Origin of the sequence: Cupriavidus sp. HPC(L) (assembly GCF_000307735.3) — a bacterium.
In the GTDB taxonomy this organism is placed as follows: domain Bacteria; phylum Pseudomonadota; class Gammaproteobacteria; order Burkholderiales; family Burkholderiaceae; genus Cupriavidus.
This window is the reverse complement of the sequence record NZ_AMPR02000118.1, coordinates 1-8,575: the sequence shown is the minus strand read 5'-3', so window position 1 is coordinate 8,575 and position 8,575 is coordinate 1. Positions and strand designations below refer to the sequence as shown.

Genomic DNA, 8,575 nt, shown 5'->3' with positions numbered 1-8,575 from the left:
CGGGCCGCGGGCAAGCCGGTGGTCGTCGCCAAGGTCGGCGTCACCGAGGCCGGCGCGCGTTCGGCGCAATCGCATACCGCGAGCCTCGCGGGTGAGGATGCGGTGTACCAGGCGGTATTCGACGAATACGGCGTCCATCGCGCCGAGTCGCTGGAGGCGTTCTTCCGGCTCGGCTATGTGCTGTCGCGCGGCCGCCGTCCGTCGCGCTGGCATAGCGCCAGCGGCCTGGCGGCCGATGCGGTGGCGCCGGTGGCGATCGTCACCGTGTCCGGCGGCGTCGGCATCATGATGGCCGATCGCGCCGAGCAACTGGGTTTGCCGATGCCGCCGATGCCGGCCGCCCCGGCCCAGGCGCTGCGCACCGCGATCCCGTTCGCCAGCACCGCCAATCCGATCGACGTCACCGGCCAGATCGTGGCCCAGCCGCGCGTGCTGCTGGACGCGCTGCGCGACGTCGCCGAATGCGGGGAATACGGCAGCGTGGTGGCCTTCCTCGCCGCCGGCGCCAATGCGCCGGCGCTGTGGCCCGAGCTGCAGCGCACCGTCGCCGCGCTGCACGAATCGAACGGCAGCGCACCGCTGCTGCTGTGCGGGCTGGTCGCCGACGATCGCCGCGCCTGGCTGGAGCAGCACGGGTGCCTGGTGTTCCGCGAGCCGGCGCATGCGATCGAAGCGGTTGCCGCGCTGGCGCGCGCGGCGGCGCAGCCGACCGACATGGGCGGCGAGCCGGCGGCCGAGTCCTGGCCGCCATTGCCGCAGTTGCCCCGCATCGCCGTGGACGCCGGCGCGCTGTCCGAGCATGAAGCGATGCAACTGCTGGCCGAAGCCGGCGTGCCGGTGGCCCCGCACGGCCTCGCGCGCGACGCCGACGAGGCGGTACGGATCGCCGAACGGCTCGGCTATCCGGTCGCGGTCAAGCTGTGCTCGCACGAGATCCTGCACAAGAGCGACGTCGGCGGCGTGGCGTTGAACCTGCACGATGCCGCCGCGGTGCGCGCCGCCTTTGCGCGCGTGCGGGACGCGGCCCGCCGCCATGCGGAACAGTCGGGCGGCGCGCCGGTGCCCTTCGATGGCGTGGTGGTGGCGCGCATGCTGCGCGGCTGGGGCGAACTGATGGTAGGCGTGCGGCGCGATCCGGTATTCGGCCTGGTCGCGCTGGCCGGCATCGGCGGCACCGCGGTCGAGGTGTTCCGGCAGATGGCATTCGGCCTGGCGCCGCTGTCGATGCCGCGCGCGCTGGCGATGCTGCGCGCAAGCCGCGCCGAGGCGCTGTTCGCCGGCCATCGCGGCAATCCGGCGGTGCCGCTGGAACGGGTCGCCGAGGTGCTGGTGCGCGTGTCGCGGGCCGCCGCCGCGATCGGACCGCGGCTCGACACGCTCGAGATCAATCCCTTCATCGTCACCGCCGACGGCCCGGTCGCGGCCGACGCCGTCATCACGCTGCGGCACGACGCGGCCTGAAACCCAAGCGAGCACCCGACATGAACCATCCCGCCAGTCCCGTCTTCTCGGCTCCCGTCTACGACAATCCCCAGCAGGCGCTGACCGCCGCCGCGGCGCTGCCGCTGGTGATCTACGGCTACCCGCTGATCGAAACGCTGCGCACCTGCCGCGTGCAGACCTCGGTCGAGGCCGCCACCGGCTACGGCCGCGCGCCGGTCAACGTGCTGTCGGCCAGCACGCGCCAATGGACGCACGAGGACCGCGACATCGTCACGCCGGCCAACGACCTGCTGTACTTCTGCGGCTGGGTCGACCTGACCGACGGTCCGGTCACGCTGCACGTGCCGCCGCTCAGCGATCCGGACCGCTACTACGTGGTCGAACTGCTCGACGCGCATACCAACAACTTCGAGAATCTCGGGCCGCGCAATGTACCGGCCGAAGGCGCCACGGTGCAGCTGGTCGGCGCCGGCCAGCAGGCGGACGGTGGACACGCGGTGTCCTGTCCCACCTCGCTGGTCTGGCTGATCGGCCGCGTGCTGGTACAGGGCGAGCACGACCTGCCGGCGGCGCATGCGTTCGAGCAGGGTTTCCGGCTCGATGCGCCGGCGATCGGTCGGCAGCCGCAATGCGTGCGGCTGTGGCGCGAGTCCGGCGACGCCGCGCTCGACTTCTTCCACAACCTGTTCCAGGCGCTGCGGGAGTTTCCGCCGGCGCCGGAGGAGCGCGGCCTGCTGACGCTGCTGCGGCGCCTGGGCATCCGGCTCGAGGACGAGGTCGAGATCGCCGCGCTGCGGCCGGCGGTGCAAGCCGGGCTGGTCAGCGCCTATCGGCAGGGCATGGCACTGATCGAGGCGCATACGCGCAGCCAGGCGCGCAAGAGCTGGGGCTACAGCCTGAAGCTGGGCGTCTATGGCGACGATTGGCTGATGCGTGCGACCACCGCGATGAAGGGACTGGGCGCGTTGCGCGCCGACGAGGCGGTCTACGCGATGGCGGATTTCGATGCCGACGGACAGCCGCTTGATGGCGCCGGCAGCTACGAGCTGCGCTTCCCCGCGGGCCATCTGCCGCCGGCGCAGGCGTTCTGGTCGGTGTCGCTGTACGGCGAGGACCGCTTCTTCACCGCCAATGCGATCGGCCGCTATGCGATCGGCGATCGCACGCCGGGCCTGCGCCACGAAGCGGACGGCAGCCTCGCGATCGTCATCTCGCATGCGCGCCCCGCGTCGATCGACAACTGGCTGCCGGCGCCGGCGGGACCGTTCTATCTGATCCTGCGCCTCTATCATCCGAGCCCGGCCTTTATCGCCGGCAAGTACGTCATTCCGCCGGTACGGCGGATCGGCTGAGGAGGCCCGCCATGATGCGTACCCACTTCTGTCGTGGCAGCCGGCTTGTCAGGGACTTGCTGGCCTGCGTACTGCTTGCCGTCGGCCTCGCGCTCGGCTCGTTGGCCCACGCCGACAATTACCCTTCGCGCCCGGTCAAGCTGATCTCGCCCTATGGCGCCGGCGGGTCCAACGACACCTCTGCCCGCGTGCTGGCCGACGCGCTGAGCCACAAGTACGGGCAGCAGTTCGTCGTCGAGAACCGGCCGGGCGCCGGCACCCGCGTCGCCAACGAACTGGTCGCGCATGCCGCGCCGGACGGCTACACGCTGCTGTGGGCCGCCGCGCCGTTCGCAATCAATACCGCGGCCGGGCTGAAGCAGCGCTACGACATCGCCAAGGACTTCAAGCCGGTCGGCCCGCGCGTGGTCGGGCCGGTCTTCCTGATCGTCAACGCGGCCTCGCCCGCCCGCACGCTGGCGGACTTCGTCAAGCTGGCGCGCGAGAAGAAGGACGGCATCACCTTCGCGTCGCCCGGCATCGGCTCGGGGCCGCATCTGACCGGTGAGCTGTTTGCCGGGCAGGCGGGCTTCAAGGCGCTGACCGTGCATTACAAGGGCGATGCCACCGCCTATACCGAACTGCTGGCGGGGCGTGTCGATGCGACGATCACCGCGATCACCTCCGCGCTGCCCTTTATCAAGGCCGGCAAGCTGCGGGTGCTGGCGGTCGCGTCGGAACAGCGCAGCCCGGTGTATCCGGACGCGCCGACCTTCGCCGAGCAGGGCCATGCCGGCGTGGTCGGCTACGGCTGGTTCGGGCTGGTGGCGCCGGCCGGTACGCCCGACGCGATCGTGCGCCAGCTCAATCGCGATGCCAGCGCGGTGTTTGCCGATCCCGCCATTCGCGCGAAGCTGCACGGACTTGGCCTGCAGCCGGAGCCGATTTCCAGCGCCGCCTTCGGCCACTTCATCGACGGCGAGGTGCGCAAATGGGGCGAGCTGATCCGCAAGACCGGCCTGGTGCTGGAATAACGGACCCGTCCCAGTCGCTACGGCCGGGCGCCGCGCCTACGGAAAGCGCGGCGCCAGATCGGCCTTGAGCCAGTCGATCAGCGCCCGGGTGCGCGCCGGCAGCATCCGTGCATGCGGATAGAGCACCGACAGCGGCCATGGCGCCAGCTCGTAGTCCTCCAGCACGATGCGCAGCTTCTTCTCGGCGACCAGCGGCGCGACCTGATAGGACAGGAAGTGGCCGAAACCGGCACCGGCGGCGCAGGCCGCGACCGCGGGCGCGGTCTGGTTGAACTCCAGATTGCCGGTGACCGGCACCTGGAACACGCGGCCGTCGTCCTGGAAGGTCCACCAGTGCGGGTTGCCGTTGCTGAAGCGCAGGCATGGCTCGCGCGCCAGGTCCTCGGGATGGCGCGGCACGCCGTGCTTGCGCAGGAAGGCCAGCGTGGCGACCACCACGCGGCGGATCCGGCCGACCGGCTGCGCGATCAGCGTCGAATCGCGCAAGGGGCCGATCCGCACGCCGACATCGACGCCCTCTTCGAGCAGGTCGACCACGCGATCGGCAAAGTTCAGCGAGCAATGCACCGCGGGGTAGCGCTGCACGAAGCGCGTGACCGCGGGCGCCACATACATCTGGCCGAACAGCATCGGCGCGGTCACCGTCAGGTGGCCGGCGAGTTCGACCTGGCGCGTGGTCAGGCCGGCCTCGACCTCGTCGATGGTGGCCAGGATGCGCCGGCAGCTGTCCAGGTAGCTACGGCCATCTTCGGTCAACGCCAGCCGGCGCGTGGTGCGGTTCAGCAAGCGGACCTGCAGATGGGCCTCGAGCGCGGCCAGCGTGCGCACCACCGCCGGCAGCGAGGTGCCGAGCGACGTCGCGGCGGCGGTCAGGCTGCCCTTGTCGACGATCCGAACGAAAGTCTGCATCGCGCGAAGTTTGTCCATGGCGCGACATTACTCCATTTATTGGAGTAGTCAAATACGTTTGGCGCGCTTTATTGCAGGCCGGCGGTCGACCACAATGCGGGCATTCGAAATCCCTTGTGCAAACACACCGCAAGAAAACGGAGCCCACCATGTCCGCTGCATCTTCCCGTCCCGCCGCCCCGCTGGTGCTGTATCACGTGCCGATGTCGGGCCATTGCCATCGTGTCGAGCTGTTGCTGTCGCTGCTCGATCTGCCCTACCGCTGCGAGCTGGTCAACGTCCGCGGCGGCGAGCACAAGCGCGAGCCGTTCCTGCGGCTGAACCCGTTCGGACAGATTCCGGTGCTCGACGACAACGGCACCGTGATCGCCGACTCCAACGCGATCCTGGTGTATCTGGCGCTGCGTTACGACGAGGAAGGCCGGTGGCTGCCGCGCGATCCGGTCAAGGCCGCCGCGGTGCAGCGCTGGCTTTCGGTCGCCGCCGGGGAAATCGCCTTCGGCCCGGCCCGTGCGCGGCTCGCCGGCGTGTTCGGCATGGATGTGCCCGTGGACGATGCCCGCCGGCAGGCCGAGCGGCTGTTCACGGCGATGGAACCGCTGCTGGCCGCATCGGCATTCCTGGTGGGCCCGGATGCCACGCTGGCGGATGTCGCCGCCTATGCCTATATCGCCCGGGCCGAAGAGGGCGGCATCAGTCTGGCCCCGTATCCGGCGATCCGCGCCTGGCTGGCGCGCGTCGAAGCGCTGCCGCGCTTCGTGCCGATGCCGGTCGCCAAGGCCGCGGCCTGACTCGATCGACCGTCTCATCGCATCGTCCCATCTCACGTCCCGGAGCACGTTCATGGAACTGCCGACCTGGCCTCACGACGAATCGCCTTTCCATCGCGGCGAACGGCTGGCGCAAGAGCGCGTCGGCAAGCGCGAGAAGATGGAGGCGGTGGGCCGCCGCATCGTACGCGGTGAAATGCCCGAGCAGCATCGGCTGTTCTTCGCGCAGCTGCCCTTTCTGCTGGCCGGCGCACGCACGGACGATGGCGGCGTCTGGGCGACGATGCTGGTCGGCGCGCCGGGATTCGCCTATGCGCCCGATCCGTTCGCGCTGCGCGTCGATGCGCTGCCGTTGCCCGGCGATCCGCTGGACAGCGCGCTGCGCGACGGCGCCGACCTTGGCCTGCTCGGCATCGAACTGCCGACGCGCCGCCGCAACCGGCTCAATGGCGTGGTGGCGCAGCGCGATGCCGGTGGCTTCACGCTGGAGGTGCGGCAGAGCTTCGGCAATTGCCCGCGCTATATCCAGCAGCGCGAACTGCAGCCAGCCGGATCGTCATCGGTCGAAGCGGACGCGGGTCTGCCCGCGCCACAGGTGCTGGACCGGCTCGATGGCGACGCGATCGACCTGGTGCGGCGCGCCGACACGCTGTTCATCGCCACCCATCACAGCGATCCGGACGCGCCGCACAGCGGCGGCGCCGATGTCTCGCATCGCGGCGGCAAGCCAGGCTTCGTCCGCGTGGACGGCGACGGCACGCTGGTGATGCCGGACTTCAACGGCAACGCCTACTTCAACACGATTGGCAACCTGGTCGCCAATCCGCGCGCAGGGCTGCTTTTTGTCGATTGGGAGGACGGCACGCTGCTGCATGTGGCGGTGCGCGCGGAGATCGTCTGGGATGGTCCCGAAGTCGAGGCCTACGCCGGCGCCGAGCGGCTGGTGCGGATGCGGGTGGAGCAGGCGATCCGGCGCCCCGGCGTGCTGCCGCTGCGCGCCAGGCTCGTCAGCGTGTCGCCGGTGCTGGCCGAGACGGGCGAGTGGCCCGCCTCCGCCGCCGATCACCACTGATAGGTAAGCGTCGCCATCACGTTGCGCGCCTCGCCGTAGTAGCAGTTCAGCAGCCCGGCGCACGAGGACACATAGGTCTTGTCGAACAGATTGGTGGCGGCGATCCGCAGGCCGGCGCCCTTCAGCGACGGGCTGACGCGGCTCAGGTCCAGCCGCATCATCAGGTCGACCAGCGTGGTCGACGGCACCTTCAGCGAGTTCTCGTTGTCGGCCCAGCTGGTGCCGACATAGCGAACGCCGGCGCCGACGGTGAAACCGGGGAACACCAGGTAGTCGGCCCACATCGAGGCCATATGCTGCGGCGCCTGGTACGGCGTGTTGCCGACCACGCCTTCGGGCGACTCGACGTAGCGCATGTGCGTGTAGGTGTAGCTGGCCAGCACCGACAGCTTGTCGGTCACGCGCGAGCGTGCCTCCAGTTCGAGCCCGCGCGAGCGCACCTTGCCGGCCGGCTGGTAGTACGGGGTCGACAGCACGCGCGCCGCGACCTTGTCCTGCGTCAGGTCGTACAGCGAGGCCGACAGCAGCGTGCTGCTGCGCGGCGGCTGGTAGCGGACGCCGATCTCGAACTGCCGGCTCTCGGTCGGCGGCAGCAGGCTGCCGTCGCGGGCGGTGCTGCCGCTCGGATTGAAACCCTCGCTATAGCCGGCATACGGCGCGACGCCATTGTCGAACAGATAGACCAGGCCCGCGCGCTTGGTGAACTTCGAGCCGTCCCACTCCGAGCGCGAGGCGGCGCCGAAGCCGAGGTTCGATACCCTGGCCATGTCCTGGCGGCCGCCGAGTACCAGGCGCCAGCGGTCCCAGGCGATCTGGTCCTGCAGATAAAGGCCGGTCTGCTCGAGCTTGCGGTCGATATTGGCGCGGAACAGGCCCGACAGCCCGGCGTTGCCATAGACCGGATCGAAGGCGTCGATCGGCGCGGCAGCGCCCGATTCCCACCAGCCGTCGACATGGCGGTGCTGGTAGTCGACGCCGAACAGCAGCGTGTGCTTCAGCGGACCGGTATCGAATTGCCCTTGCAGCTGGTTGTCGACGATAAACGCGTCCAGGCTCTCGTTGGCGCCCGAGTAATAGCGCGTCAGCGTATTTGGGCCGGCCCAGCCATAGCCATAGATCTGCTGCAGCGTGACGTCGGACGACAGATAGCGGAAGTTCTGCCGGAACTGCCAGCGGTCGTTGAACGCATGTTCGAACTGGTAGCCGACCATGCGCTGCGTGCGCGTGAATTCGTTGTGGCCTGGCTCGCCGTCGAAGAAGCTGCGCAGGATGCGGCGGCCGTTGTGCGCGGCGGTGATGGTGGCGTTCGCCGGAATCGCGCCGTGATAGCCGCCATGCGGGTCGCGCTGCAGATAGGCCTGCAGCAGAAGACGCGTGTCCGGGCTGATGTTCAGCAGCAGCGACGGCGCGATGGCGAAACGCTCTTCCTCGACATGGCGGAACTGCGTATCCATCGAGCGGCCGATCGCGGTGATCCGGTAGGCGGCGACGCCATTGTCGTCGAGCGGGCCGGTGAGGTCGAACCCGGCCTCGTAGCGGTTGCGGTTGCCCACGGTGACCTGGGCTTCGCCGGCGCGCTCGAACTGCGGCCGCTTGCTGGTCAGTGCGACCACGCCGCCGGGCGAGGCGCGCCCGTACAGCACCGAGGCGGGGCCGCGGATCACGTCGATCCGCTCCAGGAAATACGGGTCGATCTGCATCGAGCTGTAGCTGCCCGGATCGCCCAGCACCTTCAGGCCGTCCAGCAGCGAGTTGTCGACGCTGCTGTCGATGAAGCCGCGCAGCGCGACATAGTCGTAGCGATTGGTCGCGCCGACCAGCGCGGTGAAGGCCCCGGGCGTGTAGTTCAGCGCCTCGGACACGCTGCGCGGCTTCTGGTCGTCCAGCTGCTGGCGCGTGACCACCGAGATCGACTGCGGCGTCTCGGCGAGCGGCGTGTCGGTCTTGGTCGCGCCGGCGCTGCGCTTCGCGACGAAGCCGATGCCGGGGCTCAACGCGGTTTCCTGGGTGCCGGTG

Annotated in this window: 7 protein-coding genes; 5 read left to right on the top strand and 2 right to left on the bottom strand. The window is 69.7% G+C overall.

Annotated features, from left to right (window positions below):
• From B551_RS09020 to B551_RS09010, 3 genes are all read left to right on the top strand, one after another.
• On the top strand, positions 1–1,461 hold a 1,461-nt coding region (locus B551_RS09020), incomplete at its 5' end, for an acetate--CoA ligase family protein (RefSeq protein ID WP_043438330.1).
• Positions 1,462–1,481: 20 nt separating this feature from the next.
• Positions 1,482–2,795, top strand: a complete 1,314-nt coding sequence (locus tag B551_RS09015) for a DUF1254 domain-containing protein (RefSeq protein ID WP_006577384.1) — start codon at positions 1,482–1,484, stop codon at positions 2,793–2,795.
• Positions 2,796–2,806: 11 nt separating this feature from the next.
• A complete protein-coding gene (locus B551_RS09010) occupies positions 2,807–3,808 on the top strand; it encodes a tripartite tricarboxylate transporter substrate binding protein (RefSeq protein ID WP_006577383.1) in 1,002 nt (333 codons plus the stop codon).
• Positions 3,809–3,844: 36 nt separating this feature from the next.
• On the opposite strand, the gene B551_RS09005 is transcribed toward B551_RS09010, so the two are convergent.
• Positions 3,845–4,735: a LysR family transcriptional regulator gene (locus tag B551_RS09005; RefSeq protein WP_006577382.1), complete on the bottom strand. Its 891-nt coding sequence runs from the start codon at positions 4,733–4,735 to the stop codon at positions 3,845–3,847.
• Between the two features lie 131 nt (positions 4,736–4,866).
• Here B551_RS09005 and B551_RS09000 point away from each other — a divergent pair, with 131 nt between their 5' ends.
• On the top strand, positions 4,867–5,508 hold the full coding sequence (locus B551_RS09000) for a glutathione S-transferase family protein (RefSeq protein ID WP_006577381.1): 642 nt from the start codon (positions 4,867–4,869) through the stop codon (positions 5,506–5,508).
• A 52-nt stretch (positions 5,509–5,560) separates the two neighbouring features.
• Entirely contained in the window at positions 5,561–6,559 is a 999-nt protein-coding gene (locus B551_RS08995; protein WP_006577380.1) for a pyridoxamine 5'-phosphate oxidase family protein, read from the top strand.
• On the opposite strand, the gene B551_RS08990 is transcribed toward B551_RS08995, so the two are convergent.
• Positions 6,550–8,575: TonB-dependent siderophore receptor (locus B551_RS08990; protein WP_023263926.1), on the bottom strand; the 2,026-nt coding region annotated here is incomplete at its 5' end. The two genes, B551_RS08995 and B551_RS08990, sit on opposite strands and share 10 nt — an antisense overlap.